We start from the raw sequence: 16,805 nt of genomic DNA on the forward strand, positions 1-16,805 counted from the left end.
AGACCGCGAACTTTCTAGGAGAATGAGACATGGCTGCACGGATTGGAGTGACACCGGATATCGAGACTACAAAGTGGCAGATCGAGCGAGAGTTCCACAATGCTCGCAATTGGAAGGTGACTCAGCCGTTTAAAGGAAAAAAGGAAGCAGTCGCCTGGGAGAAGTCCAAGGCAGACGAAATGGCATTAAAAACCGTCAAGCAAAAAATCGATGTCAGCCGTATCCGTGTTGAGTGGCGGGGGTTCTACTTCGAGCACGATGGCGAGAAAAAGTGAGATCTCACAATTTTTGATATCGCCGCTGGAGCTTTCGATATCTTCCGTCTTTTCTGATGACTTCAAGGCCACGATTGAAGCGTTCGATGATGAATTGGTGATTCTTATGCTGTTTTGAGGCCGCGAAATAAAGCTTCTGCACTTGAAACGGCGGATCAAGAACTTCAATGCGCCTCCTTTCCGCTACCGAAAATTTGTGCTGTAATTCGTGCTGAATCCAAGCTGTACTTCCCACGAACAGATCTATGCGATTTGCCAATAGCTTCTTCAGGTTCATCCCATTGTTTTGAGACTCCTCCACGGGAATCCCAAGCTTTCGCAAGTCGGTGGCCAATGAAGTACCGTTCTGAACTCCAACGTAGTATGCCTTTAGCATCTCCATATCCCAACGAAGATGTTTCTCCCTAAGAGCAAAAAAGTTCACAGGCACGTTTTCCATTGGTATCGAATAGTCGAGATAGTGGCTCCGCTCTTCACTAAAAAAGCAGCCTATCAGCCCATCGACCTGCCCTTCCTCGGCTTCCCTTAAGGCCCGTTTTAAGGGGAAAAACTTATAGTGGACTTCGATTCCAGTGACTTCAAACGCGAGCTTGGTGATCGCTGCCAAGGAGCCAAAGTCGGAAGCTGTTTCATCCACATAGGGAAGGTAGCTGAAAGCGCCTATAGTAAGGTGTTTCACGGCACTTTCAGCAACAAGGCGGTGGGGCATCAATAGCAGAAAGAATAGAGGAGCCACTGCGATTATTGGCATCGATGCTGCTTTCCTAGACTATGCCGAAAATTTGCTCCTGCTGTCATAAACATCATCCAGTGTTTCTCAAGCCACTTGCAATTGCATTGATTGTGACAAGAAGATTTTCTAGCAAGGCGCTAGCCTCATCCTTGCTAAGGTCGTCACGTCGCCAGCGAGCCAACTGATCCAACTGCCGATCGTGGAGAAAGCGCAAACCATGGTCCCGTAAAGCGATCGTTCGAACCACGTACGGGCGACGACTTTCAATATCGCTTCCAAATAGCTCCTTGAGCATAAAATTTGTCCGCCGGAACTCTTGGGTCACCAAGCCCATGAAGTAGTCTCTTATCCCTTGATCTGTGACAAGAGCCCCATAGCGAGCCATGATCTCTTCGTTCGCAGATGCCACGGTTGTTTCCACATTATGCATGACATAGTTAAGCAGATCAAATTCGCCGAGTTTATTCTTAACAAGGTCAAACTGCTCTGGCATTCTCTTTTTCAATGTTTCCAATGCCGTTCCTACACCATACCAACTAGGAAGGTAGAAGCGAGCTTGATTCCATGAAAACACCCAGGGGATCGCCCGCAGATCTTCGATCGTCGCTTGCCCAGTTCGTTTCGGTGGCCGGCTGCCAATCCTCGATTGCTCTAGCACATCAATAGGTGTCGCTTGCCTGAAAAATACTGGAAAGTCCTTATGGGTGACCAGTTCGCGATATGTTTTGTTACTAATCTCTGATAAGGAGCTCATAAACTCTCGAAACTCTGCCGGTAGCGGCTGACGAGACCCTGCGGTAAGGCTTTCATAGGCGAAGCTCGCCTGCAAAAGCTCCACATTGTATACCGCTGTTGCAAAGTTTGCGTACTTGCGAGAGATGGTTTCTCCCTGCTCCGTCATCCTAAACTGGCCATTGATGGTGCTCGGTGGCAAGGCTCTAAAAAAGCGATTAATGGGGCCAGCACCGCGGCTCACTGTGCCTCCTCGGCCATGGAAAAAGCAAAGGGCAATGCCTTGCTTTTTAGCTACTTTAGCAAGGCTTTCCTGAGCCTGGTAAAGGTGCCACTGGCTCGCTAGAATCCCTCCATCCTTGCTGCTATCACTGTAGCCGACCATGACCTGCTGTTGGGGTTGTACCAGTCCCCTTTGTTTTTGTTGGTAGCGCAGGCTAGCCTGGGTCATGGGATGGGCTAAAAAGTCCTCCATGATCTCTGGGCTGGCTTTAAGATCGTCAATGGTTTCAAACAGCGGCACCACCTGAAGTGGGCACACCAACTGGCCGCCTTCCAGCTTTGCAAGCCCTGATTCACGGGCTAAGAGATAAACGGTAAACAGATCACCGGCATTTCTCGTCATACTGACAATCAGTGAGCCCAGGCCGTCGATCCCATACCGTTCCTGGTGATCTTGCAAAACCCTAAAGGTGTTCAAAACCTCGTTCAAAGGGGCGCTGTGCTCCTGGGTAGATATGGCAAAGGGCCGTTTGATATCAAGTTCCCCTTGAATGGTCTGAGCTAAGAGTTCTGGTGATGGCTCTGATTGAAAACCATTCCTACCAGATAGTTCTAGCAGCTGAAGCAAGGCCTTCTGGTAAACACTTGAGTTTTGCCTCACATCAAGTTTAGCGGAATGAAAGCCATAGATCTGAGCTGCACGAATTGCATTCCGCAATTCGTGATTGATAATCTGATGAGCATTGATCTCATCGAGGCTTTCTGCAAGGACTCCGAGATCTTCCAGCAACTCACTCACATTGCGATATGAATGGGGTCGATCGTCTAACTGTGTCGCATGATTTCGGATCACCTGTATTGGCAAACGCTCGATCATAAGGCTTACCAAGATACGCCAGCTTTCGCCAGGATTTCGCTGCTCGGCCAGCTGGCTTTCTTCAGGTAGCGTTTCGCGATAGCTAGCCAAACGATCCTGCAAAACTGAAGGTACTTTCTGGATCGAATCTGCTAAACTCGCCTTCTTAGCTAAATCTACCAACCGATGACGAATCACAATCAAGGCATTGAGTCGAAGATCAACCAGGGACTGCTGACTGACTTGCGAAGTGACAAATGGATGACCATCACGATCTCCACCGACCCATGTTCCAAGTGATAAGGATGGAAAGTCCTTGGCAAGAACGCTGGGGCTTGATTGGAACCCTGCTAGCTGCCAGGCAGTTTCATAGCGACGATCCAGTCGCGGCAATATCTCAGGGAAGACGTTCTTTAAGTAATGCATCATGTTTCGACGCTCAGATGCTACATCGGGCCGTTCCATCACAATCTCTCCGGTTCGCCAGAGACGCTCTAAAACCGCTTTAATTTCGTCGCGGAGCCAGGCCTGTTCCATCGACGACCACATTTGATTTTCCCGCTTAACCAAGAGCAGATATAAATCGCGATGGTGCTCCAAAACTGTAGCTCGCTTCGCCTCCGTCGGATGAGCCGTGAGCACAATCTCAGTGTGAAGGCGGCGCATCATATCCGTTACTGCCCCATGAGATACGCCCTGCTTCTTCAGTCGTTGCAGCCGATCCGGCCAAAGCCCCTTTTCAGCTTGTAATCCGTCATCGTCTTGAGCACTTCGCCGCATTTGAACCATGACATTCTCTTCCACCATGTTAAGGAGCTGAAAGGATATGGAAAGAAGTTGAGTCAACTTGTCGATGGATGGATATGATTCCGGTTCATGCTGCTCCCCCAACTTAGAATCAGGGTGCCAGGGTAAATAGTAGGCAAGCTGCTCTTGCCCTAAACTGGACAGGACTTCATGAAAGCACGAGATCAGATAAGATAGATCCTGCTCGAATTTTTCAGAGCTAATGGGAGCCAATAGACACCTCCTTAATGACAGCATGAGACCAAATGGCAAACTCAATCTAGAGAACTTCCCCACTATTGTCCACGAACCAATCGAGATGCATGCCACCTTTCTAGCGTGCTTTTACCATCGTGTTGGACCGAGACATCAAAAATTACCCATGTTGGATTCCTTTGCGCCTCGTTTAAATCTTAGTCGGGCAAGCCTGACTTGTCGGTAAAACTATTCGCCACTTAGGGAGGGCCTGAGCCTTGCATGCAATAACAGCCGGAGGGACGGTATTTTCTTCCGTATTATTCAATACTTACAAAATTGTAAGAAGCGAAGGAGGGGACATGAACAGAAACGGACGTGTAGGAGTCATAGCGATGATACTTCTACTTGCAAGCTGCCAGGGGGACGATAGTGGTGGTGGCCCCGTTGGATTATCCCAAGATTTAGTCCTTGGAGAACCCTTGATGAGCGCAGCTATTGTGCCACCTGGAGATATCTGCCCTCAGGGGGGAACTGTCATCAAAATGGGGGTCGATAAAAACCAGAATCGTAGGCTAGACGAAACTGACGAGATCAACGAGGTTACCGAAACATTTCCTGTTTGCAATGGCGTTGATGGTGGCAACCAGGGTGACTTGCAAATTATACCAGAAGCCGCAGGAGCCAATTGCCCCGAGGGTGGTGTGGGAGTTTTTAAAGGCAACGAACTTTTGCAGTACATATGCAATGGTGAAGATGCTGAGCGAACTCTTATGGAAGTGAGACCACTAGCATCTGGGCCCGATAGCGAGTGCACCTACGGGGGTGAAAAGCTAGTATGGGGACAAGATTTAGAACCCTTCGACGGTGTTCTCCAGGACGAGGAACTTGTCGACTCTTTGCTAGACTGCCAGGCACCACCGCAGCTTTGCCAAGCGAATCTTATCGTGCGATCGGCGGCTGATGTAGAAGAGTTAGGCCAATGCTTAGGGCGATTCGAAGGTGATATCGTCGTTGATGGTGCCATCACCTCTTTAGATGGTTTGAGCAAGATTCACACCATCACCGGTAGTCTCGAATTGCAGGAATCGGAACTTGAAGACTTTTCATCTCTTATGAGTTTAAAAGAGATTAAAGGGGATCTCGTGATTTCCAAAGACAACCTTCAGCTTACAAGCTTTGCTGGCTTGCAGTCTTTGGAACGTATTGGTGGTCGCTTTCGGATTGAGGTTTTGAATGGGCCCAGTAGCTTTCTCCAGTTAGCCTCACTGCAAGACATCGGCCAGCTGGAATTAGCAGATGATGCATCGATCACTGGATTTCTAGGGCTTGAGAACCTGACTCGCCTTAAGATCACAAGAATCAGTCCGAAAATCGAATCTCTTGGAGGCCTTGAAGAACTACTGCGCTTAGAGGTGGATGAGTTCAAACTAGGCGGTGATGGCAATACCAAAATCAACGACCTAACCCCTTTAAGTAAGCTTAGCTACCTGGGTGACTTGCAAATCGAAGCTGGCACTGCCATCGATAACAACGATATGATCGCCCTATCCAATGTGGAAGAGGTCGGCGACATTGCTATTTTTTCCGCAAGCGGTATTTCAGATTTGAGTACCATAAGTCCTAAGAAACTCCTTGGGGGTTTTAAACTTCAGGGACAAGGAGCTATGGAAGGCCTTCGTGGTTTTTTTCGAAACATCACCAATATCCCCGGACACGTCACGATCACGGATCAACAGAACCTTCAGGATTTAAGCTTCCTAGGACAGGTGACAAGTATCGGAGGGTCCCTCACCATCCAAAATAATCCCAGCGTCACATCATTTAAAGGCCTAGAGAACCTCAAAAGTGTGGGATTAACCCAAGTGGGTAACGACGAACTGGGCATGAATATCATCGGCGGCCCCACTGTTCTCTGTGGATTAACAGGCCTTGAAAACTTCCGGGGTTTGCTATTCGGCGCGGACGGTTCTACTAACGACTGGGCCAGTGCTCTAACTCTACCTCAGAGCCCCTGTGAGTGATGAATGGAGTAAAAGGGCTAAGCCCTTTTACTCAGAAGCTCTGGTAAACGAAGGTCGTAAAGTCATCAGCCTTCATCATACCATCTCCATGAAGCGAAGCGAATGCAGAGTTCGTGGCAGAGTATCAAGTGCCCGTATCCATCGAGCCCCTTCGCTGGATATCAGTTCTAAATAGGACTCTACGATTTGATATTTTAGCAAGGAATCATCACAAATAGACTAGTATTCAATAGATTCTCCAAGTCCTCATATTGAATCTATATCGACCTTCATTTCTCACCCTTGAAATAGCTCAGGAATTCGGGCCTGCCACCGAGAACTGAAAGAGTCGATTCACTGGAGACTAAGATGACAGCGCGCATGAGTACGTACTTTTTAGGAGTTGCTTGGCTAGCGATCGCCTCTTTGGCGCTCAGCAAAGAGGGCCAGAAACCAAGTGCGTATCAGCTTAAACCTGTCATGGATGGCGCAGCCATCGGCTTACACATGGAAATTCTGAGTGATAAAAACCACAGCTTTACCTTCGAACAGATTCGCAGCCTCTATGAGGAGGGTCGATTTGTAAAGTCTACAGAAAAGATTCCAAACTTCGGCATGAATCCCGCAACTCAATGGGTGCGCTTTGAACTTCATAATTCAGGAGAATCGAAACAAGAAGTCTTGATTGAGCACGCAATCAGTCTTACAGACTCATTTACACTTTACCATCAAATGCCGGATGGCACCTGGTATGAGAAAAGCGATGGCGATCAATATGACATTAGCAAACGAGATATAAAAAATCGCCTTCCCGTGTTTCAATATTTTTTGCAACCTGGAACACACGTTTTCTTCGGAAAGTCATCTTCCATAGGTACCAAGCAAATTCCACTGCATATTTGGACTCCAGATGAGTTCTATAATCGCAACGCTCTTGAATATGCGTACATAGGTATCCTAGTTGGTTTTCATGTAGTTGTTTGCCTTTACAATCTATTTCTCTACACGTCTCTAAGGGATCGCACCTATCTCTTTTATGTTCTCTACGTGGCGAGTAACTTGCTATATCAAGTGAACTATGTAGGCCTTTTCCAACAAGTGGGAGCTTTACTGGGAGGCCCTAGCACTGCTTCGAATGTCCTTTTGATCTTAAGCGTCGATCTTGTGGCAATTACTAGCCTTTTGTTTAGCGAAAGGTTCTTGAACTTACCAAAACGCCTTCCGTCGTTTGTAAAAGTTTTTAAGGCCGCACAAGTTCTTTCCCTGATTAATATGTCAATTACAAGCTTCGTTAGCCTCTATTGGGGCAATATCATGGTCTTTGTAACAGCCTCGATCGCGACGATACTTCTTATTAGCTCGGGTTTTTTAGTAGCTCGCCAAGGATACCTACCCGCAAAATTTTACCTTGCTGCTTGGGCATGTTATCTCATAGGTGTCACTGGCACATTGAGTAATTTGCTGGCTATCTATCCTACGGATAACTTCGCACGTTGGGGCCAATTTACAGGTGGTGCCTTTGAGGTAGCGATCTTGTCATTAGCTCTAGGCGCACGGATCAATTTCCGTCGCAAGCAAAATATGCTCAAGATCAAGGAGCTAAATACCGGCCTTGAAGAGAAGGTGAAAGAAAGAACGTCTGAAATCCAATCGCTCTTGCAACACATTCCTCAAGGTATCTTATCGATGGGTCGGGAAGGGATCGTCGACTCTAATTATTCAGCCAAGCTTCCAGAAATTCTAGGCCATAAAGAAATCGCCGGAAGACCATTCAAAGATCTCATTCTCGATCATACGGGACTGAGTCTGGATGAGCGAGACCAAGCTTGGCAATCCATCCTTGCATCTATGGATGAGGACGAGCTGAATTTTCATGTCAATCGAGATAAATTACCCGAACAGATTCTATATCATCGTGAGGGTTTTCGGAAGTTTCTGCGTCTCACCTGGAATGTCGAAACCACCGCCAATGGTGACGTGCGACATATCCTTGTTACCATGCTGGATGTCAGTAATGAAGTTGCAGCCCAACAGGAATTGGAACGTAAAAACCAAGAATTTGAAATTATCAGGCAGCTTGTGGAACTGGGGGCTAAAAAATCGATCCAGTTCTTCGCCTCGGGGCGTTTGCTGCTGGAGGAGATCAGTCGTCTGATTGAATCTGGCGATCATAGTGAGGATACACTCAAAATACTCTTCGTCAATGCTCATACCCTAAAAGGCGCCGCGCGATCACTGCGTCTCAAGGAACTTGCCAATGAGTTCCACAACATCGAAGCATATTACGCAAAGATCCTGAAGGAAAAGGAAACGCCCGACCAAGACAGATTACGAATCGAGTTTAAACAGGCCTTATCATGCTATACCCGCTATGAAAATGCCAATATCGAAGTCCTCGATCGAAAACCCGATCACACCAAGGTGCCTGTGGACCGAGAATTTCTCCAAGAGAATGTCAAGTTGCTAAGTCAACTCGTAGACTTAGATTCTCTATCATATGACCTCAAGGATATCATTCACCGCAACCGAGACGAACTAACCCAAGCCATATTTATGTCTCTTCCGTCGATCATCACCGATATCATGAGTCAGGCCGAGAAGATTGCCCGAGACCTGGGTAAGGATGCACCAAAAATTCATACTGAGATTGAAGACGCCTTGCTTACCTATGATCAAGAGATGGCTTTGAAGAATAGCTTCGTTCACTTACTCAGAAACGCTTTAGATCACGGTATCGAAGCCCCTAGCATTCGAACTGCTAAACGCAAGCCTAGTTACGGCAACATCCACATCCATGCTCGGGTCGATCACGATACGATTCGCATTCAGTTCTGGGATGACGGTCGTGGCCTAGCCATTGACAAGCTAAGACAAAAGGCATCTCATAAAGGTCTCATTAGCGAAGGGGCCAAGATTGATGACATCGCCAATACTGTTTTCGAAACTGGCTTCTCTACTGCGGAAACCCTATCCATAGTTTCAGGCCGGGGTGTAGGAATGGGAGCTGTGCTTCAATTTATGGAGGGGATCAAAGGCTCGGTGGAAATCCATGTCGAAGATCCCATTGACGAAGAACAGACCTACTATAGATTCAAGACCTATCTGACTCTGCCTGCCATGGCCAGTGTCAGCTCAAATGAGATGACAAGGCCTAAGGCAGTCAGTTGAGCAGTTTTAAGATCTCTACCGCCCTCTAATCACGACAGCGAATGTAAGCAAATCCATCACAATAGCTTCCTTCGCAAACCGCACCAGTTAGCAGTCGCGTTCGGCCAATATCAGGATCAATGGCATAGGCATAGGACTCATTCCAACCTCGATTCTCGCAAAAGCGATCGGCGGCAGGTTTTCTTAAATAGAGATTAAATATAAGAGACAAAAGCAGGATTTTCATAATTCTCAGCAGAGGAAAATAGCAGGGGCTGGAACGCGAACGAAAAAGTTTCTTGCAAGAGCAATAAATATGCACCACAGCTCTCTTACTAATCAAATTTTATGATTTGAATTAGGGAGATCACATGAAAAGGATTTTACTCGGGATGATCGTGGGAGCTTCGGCCTTACTTGGGGGTTGTGGTCACGAAGACGATTCTGACTTGGATAGCATTCCCCGCGACTTGGTCACTTGTCTCAAGGGCGGCAGCTGTGCAGGTTATGTTGTTAAGGCTAGCTCTGGCTCGAAAAACTTCAATCATGTTTTTAGCAGTCTTTGGACAAACTATCCCAGTGGCAGCAGTTCCCAGGTGAAGGAAGACATTGGCGGCAATGTCGATGCTGATTGGATTACAAACACCTGCGTCGTGCGAACCAGCCGGGCTCTTAACTATTCTGGTTCTGCCTTTGAAATTCCTCTTAATTTCGAGCCATATAATGGCATGAATACGATCCGAGGTGGGGATGGCAAACGCTATGGTTTCAGAGTTGTCGAAATGGCTCAATACATGCTGGCCAAGTATGGTCGACCTCAGGTAAGATCTGCGGCGGCTGCGATCGGTCGCAAGGGAATCATTCTATTCGATCGTGAAGGCTGGAACGATGCTAACGGTCACTTTGATATCTGGAACGGCAGCTCTGCGAAGTACTCAGACTATACATCTGAGTCTACCAACGTATTTGTCTGGGAATAAAAGAAAAGATTTGAGAAGGGGGGCACCCCCCTTTGTCATTTAGCAGCAGAACTGAGGCGACCGTTTTTATCAATCATGACACAATTGGCGCTCGTCATGCTCTTGTGCTCGCCTTTAGTTTCCCACACCACATCGTTACAAACTTTGGCGGCTCCTGATGAGAATGGAGCTCCCCAGTCGTAGGCTGTTTCAAGCTTGATATCAAGATCGCGGTTCATATAGGCTAGTTTGCCATTGACATGGGTTCGCGCCAGACCTTCTTGAAAGTAATCACAGCCATTATCATAGCTGTAGACTTCCTTCATTTGTCCAGCCTCATTAAGGTAGTAGTTGCTCCACTTTTGACGCTTTTTAACCCACAAGCAAGTGAGCCCGTCTTGAAAGCGGACCTTCTCAAGGTTTGCTTTATTTAGACTTATTTTACCGTTGCGATCGATAGTTCCACACTGGCTTTCATGGGATTGTTCGCGGGCCTCGTTTTGATAGAGACAGGAAAATGTTTGGGCCTTTTCTTGATGGACGCAGGAACAGATTAGAAGGGGAAGAAGGTAAGAAACTCTCATATTGACTCCCAGCAATATTATTTTATTTAAGAAATTCATGAGGCCAGCTCACATCGTCTATGCTAGGGATAACAAAAAAACTGAGTATCAAGCTATTGTTTTTAATCAATCCATAGAAACGACAACGAAAAAGGCAGCAACCTAAAAGATTGCTGCCTCACGGGTATCACTAATGCTAGAACGAATTCTCGACAAACGAGGATTCCACAGGGTTATGATTGAGAGTAAGGAGGCTTACATTTGTTTTCAATTCCATACACCAATGCTGAGATGCCACCTTCATTACGAACAGCCACAACGAAATCCGCCAGCAAGGCAATTACTACACTGGGCGTTCCCAATGAGCTACCTGACTTCGAAAGACCAGTCATGATATCACTTAAAGACAGTCTGATACGATAGTCGTTACCATTCTGTTCAGGATATACACTAAGGTTACTAACGATTTCCTGTGCATCTTCGATAGTAAAATCATTCTTCCAGTATCTGAAATCAGGAATCGAACGGATGGCTAGGCCAAATTCAAGATTGTTCGCGCTAGCGATGGTAGTAACACAACCTTTGAGCAAGATCTCAACACTTGTGGGATCGAGGTAAGGATCGTCGCCTTCTACAAATGAAACCTGAATATCATCGCAAGTGGGCGCTGGCTCTTGCTCCATCTTCACATGAAGCTTGTTGTAGTAAACATCATTTTCCAGGGTGACATGCTCGAAGTCTAGGACACTGTACTTAAATCCAACTCTTGACCGATAAAAATCACAGTAGTCGGCCTCGCAGCCAGTGAACAAGGCTAGATCGATTGGTTGCCAAGCTCGAACAATCCTCTGATCTTCAACCCCTCCCCCACTATTATGGCTAAAGTAGTAGGCTCCATCCACCTCTTGGTAGGCGCTATCGATTTGAAACCTTCGGTCTTTAATCAGAAAAGAAGTTAGTTTCAGTTTGCAATCTTCGATCCTAGAAAAGATTTCAATTTTCTGGCCACGATCAAAGCTCAATTCCGATTTTAACTCGTCATTACACCAAAGTTCTGCTGTTTTTACCAAGACCTTTTCATCTCTTCCAGATCCCGATAACGCCAGTGAAGCATCGGTTTCCTCTAAGCTTACTTCCACTAGCGTCGTTCGAAACTGGTTGGGATCTTCACTAATGTCCTGACATCCAACCAGTGTGAACGCAGCGACACATCCAATTAATTTGACTTTCATAAATCGTCCCCTTGCAAAAGTACGGAGTCAATACTAAGCACGACACGGCCTAGCTTGAGCCCGCGGTTAAATCGATAAATTGTGTTTTGATCTTTAGGCTAGCACCTAGTGAGTTGGTGAAAGCCGGATGGGTTTAGTTCAATCACGCAGATATTGACGAGTCTCATGTCTTGTCCCCTTGCTACGCCGACGCTAAGTTGCTCATAGAGAACCTAGCCGATGACCCTTTTTTTTCGATGACAACCTCCTATCGAAACAAGAGCCCTGAGGTTAAGTCGTTTCTAATTTCGATTTTAATTTTAGTGCTTTTGAGATAGGGATTAATTTCAGCAAAAAAGTGAGGCGGCGATGAGAATTCGAATTTAGTCCTCGTGTAATAGATCTAAACTAATAAAAATACTTAATTTTCTAGGCTTTGGAGCAAAACGAGGACGGGTTTTCACTTTCATCTGGCCATTTGTTTATATTTTCCAGGTAAAACCACAGGAAATAGTTTCACTAGTGCTTAGTCACATTGGATTCTCGGCTAGGCGTCGAGGAATGATTGAGGAGATAGTACTCCCGTACAGCGACGATTGAGAGACGAAGACAACAACGCCGAGGATTCAATGTGACTAAGCACTAGCCTGCCTCTAATTCAAAGCTTTCGTTTTCGAAAGCTTTTACCGATAAGCGAACCTCGCGTAACTCACCTTCAGGGGTGATGCGAATCATATCGAAGGGGCTAAGAGAATCGCCGTCTGGGATGAGGCATTCCGATTTTATGTGTTTTGCAAACTTCTTCACGAGATCGGTAAATAGCTCTTGGTCTTTCAGGTTTAAGCCAAAAATTTGAAGCTTCATCTTGTAGCTACCTTGAATCTCTTCAAACTGACAGACAAGTTTCAAGACGTTGAAGTCCTCATCTCCACTAAATTCTTCCACGACCGCAACCTCTTCCGGAAGCATATGGAACGTGAATGCCAGAGCGCGCCGCAATTCGTCTTCTTCTAGAGTTCGGCTAGGATAGAGTTCTTCGACGTTCACTATGGAGCCTCCCAAGATTTGCAATAGAGCCATCATAGCATATTGAGATCAGGAGGAAAAAGGGTGGTGAGCCGTTGAGACTAAGCCAACAGCTCACCATGGTAGGGAATGACAATTTTGGGGTGCGATAGAATCAGAACCCAATTCTTGCCTTGTCTGGTCACGGGAGTTGGTCACCAAACAGAATCAGTCTGGATCACATTCAGCCCTTATTTCAGGACCTTAGTAATCCAATCGCGGATTATTAATCTCTAGTTTTCATATATTTTCTGCTGTGTAAATGCCATCCTTTAAGGTACCTTATTTCGGTACTACATACACCACAATAGACACCTAGGAGTAACCGATGGAATTTAGATCAGTCGCTTTAGCGGTCAAGCGCTTACTCAAAGGCAAAGACTACACTTACAAGCAGCTGGCAGCTCATCTAGGCCTTTCCGAGTCAGGAGTGAAGAAACTTCTAAACGGTGAGGACTGCTCTTATAATCGCCTCAGCCAAGTAGCAGAGTTTCTGAACATTAGCGTCAGCGACTTGCTATCGGTAACGGAGAGCCAGCAAGCCCAGAATATCCAACTAAACCCGTTGGTGCAGGACTACTTTCTTCAAGAGCCATCAGCCTTTCTGGTGTATTTTTGCATACTCTATGACAAGGCCAGAGTTGATGACCTGCAGAAGCGCTTAAAACTGAGCAAGGCTGAAATCTACCGCTACCTGAAGCAGCTCGATGACTTCCGCTTAATCGAGTGGCAGTCCAACGATCGCATTGTCGTGAAGGGTGAGTTGGGCGGTTTGCTAGCTGGTAGCGATGAGTTCATCCTTACATTCAAGAAGCGTTTTGCCCAACGAATTCATGACGAGGCTTCTCATATCGACTCAAGTGTCGATAAGCTATTTATACTGCGATACCTCTACTGTACCGATGAAACATTTTTCCACCTTCGCAAAGATATCACAGCCGTGCTGCAAGACTACGAGCGCAACGCCCAGCGAGATCAACGATTATTTGATAGAGATCAGTTAAAGCCGAGGAAGTTTTACATCTTCGGCTCCACTGGAAGGCTTTACTAAAAAAACAAGAGGCTTAGGCTAAGGTCCTTGCTTTAGGGATGATGGTACATTGATGGCACATGATAAGAGGCCAGAGGTAGCTTGAGCTGTTTGACTTTCTTCTTTATTGCTGGCTGCGAACTCCTCTGCAAGATTTCAGCATACTGACTCAAAAGGCTCATCGTTTCTTGGGCCCACGAAAACCCTTGGGCTTGAGACAAACCATATTTTTTAATCTTCGTCCGCAAATCGGGGTCATCGATCAGTTGCCGAAAGTAGGATGCAGCCTCATCAACTCTGTTCGGTTGATAGAGGAACCCATTGCGACCGTGATCAATAATTCCTTGGGTTCCACCAGCATCGGCAGCAACAACTGGAAGGCCTGAACAGATCGCTTCCATCGTTACGAAACCTAATGTTTCCGTCTGCGATGGCATAAAAAAGAAGTCTGCTGACGCATAGGCTTTCGCTAGTTCTTCGCCACGCAGGAACCCCATAAACGTAACGCGATCAGAAGGCAAACGTGATTCCAAACGCCTGCGAGCCGGACCGTCACCAATAATTGCAAAGCGAAGGTCTGGAACGGCTTGTAGCAGTGGCTCAATCGCATCAAGGCCCTTCTCGTGACCCAAACGCCCAACGTAAACGGCTAAAGGTCCTTCGGTTTTGCCCCCAGTAAGTTTGAAACGCATATTGTTGCAGCATCTACTCGGATGAAACAGTCTTGCATCCACACCACCTCGCCAAATACGAACGTCTTTGATTCGGTTTTCCGTTAGTTCCTTACTCGTTGCCGAAGAGGGACACAAGTTAATCTGAGCGAGGTTATGAATTCGACGAACCAGCATCCAGACCAAAGGCTTGATAAATCCAAGGCCGTATTTCTGGGCATAATTAGGAAAATCGGTGTGATATGACGAAACGATCGGAACACCCAAGAAGCGCGCGCAGAGCGTTCCCCACAAACCTGTTACTGCCGGCCCAACCACATGCACCAAATCAGGCTTATGCTGTCTTAATTGCTTCAGAATCCTAGGGCTTGGATAGGTAAGTTTTACCCCTGGGTAGGGCCTAAAGTGAAAGCTCTTGGTCTTCACAACAGGAGAGCCTTCAAACTCATCAACAGCATTATCTGGAGCAAAAACAACAACATCGTGCCCCATCCGCTTTAATTCTCTAATGGTGTTCATCAGACGGTTCGTAATCCCATCAATTTTAGGGAGAAAAACTTCTGTAAAAATCGCAATTTTAAGGCTCATAGTCCCTCTCAACAGAAATTTACGTGCGCATTTTTCATAGGAAATAATGACTTTTGTAAGTCTGATGCAATTAAAGAAAGAAAAAATATTTAATAAAAGTCCGTGGGACAAATCTAACGAAAACTACAATGCCTCGTAAAATAAGATCCTCATGTATTGGTATACACTCCGGTTTTGTATTCTACTGTGTCTTACTTCTAAGCATCCCGCTAATAAAAAGTCCAAAGCCCGAATTATCTCTGGTTTCGACGATCATAGCAGATTTTGTGAAAGAATGTCTTTACAGCGATATGCGGGAAACCCTATAAATTTAGATATGAGAAATAGAATTATCATCTTTATTGCGGTACTCGGACTTTCAACAGTTCTAGCACTTGGCTTTGCAATCTTTGCCGATAAGCAAGTTCTTTTAGATCTGGTAATTTTAAAAGCCAATCAAGTTCAGCTACTGACTCAGCAATGGCCAATTCTATCAGTGCTCGCCTATGGGCTTCTCTATATCATTCTAGTAACCTGTTCGGTTCCAGGAATGTTTTTGCTCACAGTCTTGTGCGGAGCTACTTTCGGCTGGCCAGGGCTGAGCTATACGGCACTTTCAGCGACTCTGGGGTCCCTCGTCGCCTTCTATATGTCGCGATACTGGTTTCGAGCCGCAGTTTTAAGGAACTGGGGCCACTGGCTCATGCAAATCAATCACATGCTCGAAAGCCATGGTACGCCCGTACTGATAACCGTTCGGCTGTTCACGATCATACCCTACTACATCGTAAACTTGGTCTCTGGTTTGACTACCGTGAGCTCAAGCCGCTTCTTTCTTACAACCCTAGTGGGAATGTTGCCTGTTCATGCTGTTTTTATCAATGCGGGAACTAAAATTGCAGAAATCAAAGTGGTAGCAGACATCTGGACTCCAAAGATGATCCTCTCGATCGCACTCCTTGGAGTCCTTCCCTTAATAGCCACCATCCTCAAGAGGTCGCGGAATTTTCAACTTGACCATAATTCTGCGGAGTAAAACGGCTTGCCTTACGCCATGCCAGACACTGAAGCTTATAATAAAGTGAAGGAAAGCCGGCAAAGAAGAATTTTAAGAATCTAAATGAGATCGGTTCTGGATCGGAGCCTATCGGTGAGGACGATTCGATCCACCGCACCATTCGTTCCGCGACCACATCAGCGTCTGGAGCTGACTCACAGCGCTTGGCTCGTACCTTGTAGCCCTTATCATTGAGACGATTTACCGGTGCCCATGACAGGGGCCCTTTGATCACACCTGGTCTGTAGAGACGAATACTTACATGAGGATTCGTGCTTTTTGCAATGGGGGCGACCGAGCTAACAAAGTAGTGAAGACTCGCTTTCGAGGCATGATAAAGAGGCCCAAAGCAAGATGGGCTACCATCAGCGATGGAGCCGACCCCGATCACCTGCATGGCTTGCGTGGCCCTTTTACTGGCAGCCATCATCACTTGGGCTGGGAATACGTAGTTCACTTGGTTGAGAGATTCTAAAGACTCCGGAAGCGGCATCCCCAGCTCGTCGATCTCGGTTTCAATCGCCCCTGCATTTAGAATAATAATGTCTGGTTGGGCGTCCACGAGTGAAACTGCATCCTCATAACTTGCTTGCGCAGAAACAAGCAAGTGATCCCAAGGCCCTTCCACTACTTCACGGCGCGACACCGCAATGACCGTCGCACCTCTCTCTTTGTAGCGGCGGCACAGCCCCTGACCCAGCGTTCCACTTGCTCCTGTAATCATCACTTTCAT

The 16,805-nt window shown here is 46.6% G+C and carries 14 protein-coding genes; 6 read left to right on the forward strand and 8 right to left on the reverse strand.

All coding sequences use genetic code 11. From position 1 onward, the window contains the following. Positions 1–29 precede the first annotated feature (29 nt). Positions 30–275: a hypothetical protein gene (locus tag B9N89_RS05420; RefSeq protein WP_132316056.1), complete on the forward strand. Its 246-nt coding sequence runs from the start codon at positions 30–32 to the stop codon at positions 273–275. A 4-nt stretch (positions 276–279) separates the two neighbouring features. On the opposite strand, the gene B9N89_RS05425 is transcribed toward B9N89_RS05420, so the two are convergent. Continuing rightward, positions 280–1,026: a transporter substrate-binding domain-containing protein gene (locus B9N89_RS05425; RefSeq protein ID WP_132316055.1), complete on the reverse strand. Its 747-nt coding sequence runs from the start codon at positions 1,024–1,026 to the stop codon at positions 280–282. A gap of 52 nt (positions 1,027–1,078) precedes the next feature. Further along, on the reverse strand, positions 1,079–3,838 hold the full coding sequence (locus tag B9N89_RS05430) for a phosphoenolpyruvate carboxylase (RefSeq protein ID WP_159455165.1): 2,760 nt from the start codon (positions 3,836–3,838) through the stop codon (positions 1,079–1,081). A gap of 323 nt (positions 3,839–4,161) precedes the next feature. On the opposite strand from B9N89_RS05430, the gene B9N89_RS05435 reads away from it, so the two are divergent. Continuing rightward, positions 4,162–5,823, forward strand: coding sequence for a DUF7151 family protein (locus B9N89_RS05435; protein ID WP_132316053.1), 1,662 nt, complete (start codon positions 4,162–4,164; stop codon positions 5,821–5,823). 348 nt (positions 5,824–6,171) lie between these two features. After that, positions 6,172–8,970 (forward strand): 7TM diverse intracellular signaling domain-containing protein, encoded by a 2,799-nt coding sequence (locus B9N89_RS05440; RefSeq protein ID WP_132316052.1) that lies wholly within the window; start codon positions 6,172–6,174, stop codon positions 8,968–8,970. Between the two features lie 25 nt (positions 8,971–8,995). Here the strand turns inward: B9N89_RS05440 and B9N89_RS05445 are convergent, their stop codons facing one another. Next, a complete protein-coding gene (locus B9N89_RS05445; RefSeq protein WP_132316051.1) occupies positions 8,996–9,196 on the reverse strand; it encodes a hypothetical protein in 201 nt (66 codons plus the stop codon). 124 nt (positions 9,197–9,320) lie between these two features. Here B9N89_RS05445 and B9N89_RS05450 point away from each other — a divergent pair, with 124 nt between their 5' ends. After that, positions 9,321–9,929, forward strand: coding sequence for a T6SS effector amidase Tae4 family protein (locus tag B9N89_RS05450; protein WP_132316049.1), 609 nt, complete (start codon positions 9,321–9,323; stop codon positions 9,927–9,929). 35 nt (positions 9,930–9,964) lie between these two features. Here the strand turns inward: B9N89_RS05450 and B9N89_RS05455 are convergent, their stop codons facing one another. From B9N89_RS05455 to B9N89_RS05465, 3 genes are all read right to left on the reverse strand, one after another. After that, complete coding sequence (locus tag B9N89_RS05455) at positions 9,965–10,492, reverse strand: WG repeat-containing protein (RefSeq protein ID WP_132316047.1); 528 nt, start codon at positions 10,490–10,492, stop codon at positions 9,965–9,967. A gap of 212 nt (positions 10,493–10,704) precedes the next feature. Then, positions 10,705–11,703: a hypothetical protein gene (locus B9N89_RS05460; RefSeq protein WP_132316045.1), complete on the reverse strand. Its 999-nt coding sequence runs from the start codon at positions 11,701–11,703 to the stop codon at positions 10,705–10,707. 621 nt (positions 11,704–12,324) lie between these two features. Beyond that, positions 12,325–12,729: a hypothetical protein gene (locus tag B9N89_RS05465; protein ID WP_132316043.1), complete on the reverse strand. Its 405-nt coding sequence runs from the start codon at positions 12,727–12,729 to the stop codon at positions 12,325–12,327. A gap of 346 nt (positions 12,730–13,075) precedes the next feature. Here B9N89_RS05465 and B9N89_RS05470 point away from each other — a divergent pair, with 346 nt between their 5' ends. Then, positions 13,076–13,798, forward strand: coding sequence for a helix-turn-helix domain-containing protein (locus B9N89_RS05470; protein ID WP_132316041.1), 723 nt, complete (start codon positions 13,076–13,078; stop codon positions 13,796–13,798). A gap of 32 nt (positions 13,799–13,830) precedes the next feature. On the opposite strand, the gene B9N89_RS05475 is transcribed toward B9N89_RS05470, so the two are convergent. Then, positions 13,831–15,036, reverse strand: coding sequence for a glycosyltransferase (locus tag B9N89_RS05475; RefSeq protein WP_132316039.1), 1,206 nt, complete (start codon positions 15,034–15,036; stop codon positions 13,831–13,833). Positions 15,037–15,352: 316 nt separating this feature from the next. On the opposite strand from B9N89_RS05475, the gene B9N89_RS05480 reads away from it, so the two are divergent. Further along, entirely contained in the window at positions 15,353–16,051 is a 699-nt protein-coding gene (locus B9N89_RS05480; RefSeq protein ID WP_159455166.1) for a TVP38/TMEM64 family protein, read from the forward strand. On the opposite strand, the gene B9N89_RS05485 is transcribed toward B9N89_RS05480, so the two are convergent. Beyond that, positions 16,005–16,805 carry an SDR family NAD(P)-dependent oxidoreductase gene (locus B9N89_RS05485; RefSeq protein WP_132316035.1) on the reverse strand — a complete coding sequence of 267 codons (801 nt, stop codon included), beginning with the start codon at positions 16,803–16,805 and terminating at the stop codon, positions 16,005–16,007. The two genes, B9N89_RS05480 and B9N89_RS05485, sit on opposite strands and share 47 nt — an antisense overlap.

Source organism: Pseudobacteriovorax antillogorgiicola (assembly GCF_900177345.1).
Lineage (GTDB): Bacteria > Bdellovibrionota_B > Oligoflexia > Oligoflexales > Oligoflexaceae > Pseudobacteriovorax > Pseudobacteriovorax antillogorgiicola.

Coding starts and splice junctions, on each gene's coding strand:
- B9N89_RS05420 (WP_132316056.1), top strand. CDS start 30: ATGGCTGCACGGATTGGAGTGACACCGGATATCGAGACTACAAAGTGG.
- B9N89_RS05425 (WP_132316055.1), bottom strand. CDS start 1,026: ATGCCAATAATCGCAGTGGCTCCTCTATTCTTTCTGCTATTGATGCCC.
- B9N89_RS05435 (WP_132316053.1), top strand. CDS start 4,162: ATGAACAGAAACGGACGTGTAGGAGTCATAGCGATGATACTTCTACTT.
- B9N89_RS05440 (WP_132316052.1), top strand. CDS start 6,172: ATGACAGCGCGCATGAGTACGTACTTTTTAGGAGTTGCTTGGCTAGCG.
- B9N89_RS05445 (WP_132316051.1), bottom strand. CDS start 9,196: ATGAAAATCCTGCTTTTGTCTCTTATATTTAATCTCTATTTAAGAAAA.
- B9N89_RS05450 (WP_132316049.1), top strand. CDS start 9,321: ATGAAAAGGATTTTACTCGGGATGATCGTGGGAGCTTCGGCCTTACTT.
- B9N89_RS05455 (WP_132316047.1), bottom strand. CDS start 10,492: ATGAGAGTTTCTTACCTTCTTCCCCTTCTAATCTGTTCCTGCGTCCAT.
- B9N89_RS05460 (WP_132316045.1), bottom strand. CDS start 11,703: ATGAAAGTCAAATTAATTGGATGTGTCGCTGCGTTCACACTGGTTGGA.
- B9N89_RS05470 (WP_132316041.1), top strand. CDS start 13,076: ATGGAATTTAGATCAGTCGCTTTAGCGGTCAAGCGCTTACTCAAAGGC.
- B9N89_RS05475 (WP_132316039.1), bottom strand. CDS start 15,036: ATGAGCCTTAAAATTGCGATTTTTACAGAAGTTTTTCTCCCTAAAATT.
- B9N89_RS05480 (WP_159455166.1), top strand. CDS start 15,353: ATGAGAAATAGAATTATCATCTTTATTGCGGTACTCGGACTTTCAACA.
- B9N89_RS05485 (WP_132316035.1), bottom strand. CDS start 16,805: ATGAAAGTGATGATTACAGGAGCAAGTGGAACGCTGGGTCAGGGGCTG.